1 rRNA gene (running past one end of the window) is annotated in these 1,710 nt (G+C 52.6%); it reads left to right on the top strand.

Annotated features, from left to right (window positions below):
- Positions 1-278: 278 nt before the first annotated feature.
- Positions 279-1,710: ribosomal RNA gene (locus ACS5PN_RS31220) — 16S ribosomal RNA — on the top strand; it runs 160 nt beyond the window's last position.

Genomic DNA, 1,710 nt, shown 5'->3' with positions numbered 1-1,710 from the left:
GCGAAAAGAAATTTTCAAAAATACTTGACGACAAGCAAAAAAGCAGATTAGAATCTCGCTTCTTTGCTGCTGACAACTAAACGACGTCAGCGCCGCAGTTAAACGAAAGTTTGAATGCGATGTTCTTTAATAATTAACAGCCGATAAGCGTGGGCGTTTGAGGCGAAGTGATGTTGCAAGGTGACTTGCAACGGTCCTTCGGACTTTAAACGCTCACGGAAATTAGATTTGAATCATGCAAATGGTTTAAGTCGATTCCGTTGAGTAAATTCAAGATCGAACTGTAGAGTTTGATCCTGGCTCAGATTGAACGCTGGCGGCATGCCTTACACATGCAAGTCGAACGGTAACAGGTTAAGCTGACGAGTGGCGAACGGGTGAGTAATATATCGGAACGTGCCCAGTCGTGGGGGATAACTGTTCGAAAGAACAGCTAATACCGCATACGACCTGAGGGTGAAAGCGGGGGATCGCAAGACCTCGCGCGATTGGAGCGGCCGATATCAGATTAGGTAGTTGGTGGGGTAAAAGCCCACCAAGCCAACGATCTGTAGCTGGTCTGAGAGGACGACCAGCCACACTGGGACTGAGACACGGCCCAGACTCCTACGGGAGGCAGCAGTGGGGAATTTTGGACAATGGGCGCAAGCCTGATCCAGCCATGCCGCGTGCGGGAAGAAGGCCTTCGGGTTGTAAACCGCTTTTGTCAGGGAAGAAAAGGTTCTGGATAATACCCGGGACTCATGACGGTACCTGAAGAATAAGCACCGGCTAACTACGTGCCAGCAGCCGCGGTAATACGTAGGGTGCAAGCGTTAATCGGAATTACTGGGCGTAAAGCGTGCGCAGGCGGTTATGCAAGACAGAGGTGAAATCCCCGGGCTCAACCTGGGAACTGCCTTTGTGACTGCATAGCTAGAGTACGGTAGAGGGGGATGGAATTCCGCGTGTAGCAGTGAAATGCGTAGATATGCGGAGGAACACCGATGGCGAAGGCAATCCCCTGGACCTGTACTGACGCTCATGCACGAAAGCGTGGGGAGCAAACAGGATTAGATACCCTGGTAGTCCACGCCCTAAACGATGTCAACTGGTTGTTGGGAGGGTTTCTTCTCAGTAACGTAGCTAACGCGTGAAGTTGACCGCCTGGGGAGTACGGCCGCAAGGTTGAAACTCAAAGGAATTGACGGGGACCCGCACAAGCGGTGGATGATGTGGTTTAATTCGATGCAACGCGAAAAACCTTACCTACCCTTGACATGTCTGGAATCCTGAAGAGATTTGGGAGTGCTCGAAAGAGAGCCAGAACACAGGTGCTGCATGGCCGTCGTCAGCTCGTGTCGTGAGATGTTGGGTTAAGTCCCGCAACGAGCGCAACCCTTGTCATTAGTTGCTACGAAAGGGCACTCTAATGAGACTGCCGGTGACAAACCGGAGGAAGGTGGGGATGACGTCAGGTCATCATGGCCCTTATGGGTAGGGCTACACACGTCATACAATGGCCGGGACAGAGGGCTGCCAACCCGCGAGGGGGAGCTAATCCCAGAAACCCGGTCGTAGTCCGGATCGTAGTCTGCAACTCGACTGCGTGAAGTCGGAATCGCTAGTAATCGCGGATCAGCTTGCCGCGGTGAATACGTTCCCGGGTCTTGTACACACCGCCCGTCACACCATGGGAGCGGGTTCTGCCAGAAGTAGTTAGCCTAACCG

This window comes from Roseateles sp. NT4 (genome assembly GCF_051857475.1).
Lineage (GTDB): Bacteria > Pseudomonadota > Gammaproteobacteria > Burkholderiales > Burkholderiaceae_C > Pelomonas.
The sequence above is the reverse complement of the archived record's forward strand: the minus strand, read 5'-3'. Positions and strand labels throughout refer to the sequence as shown.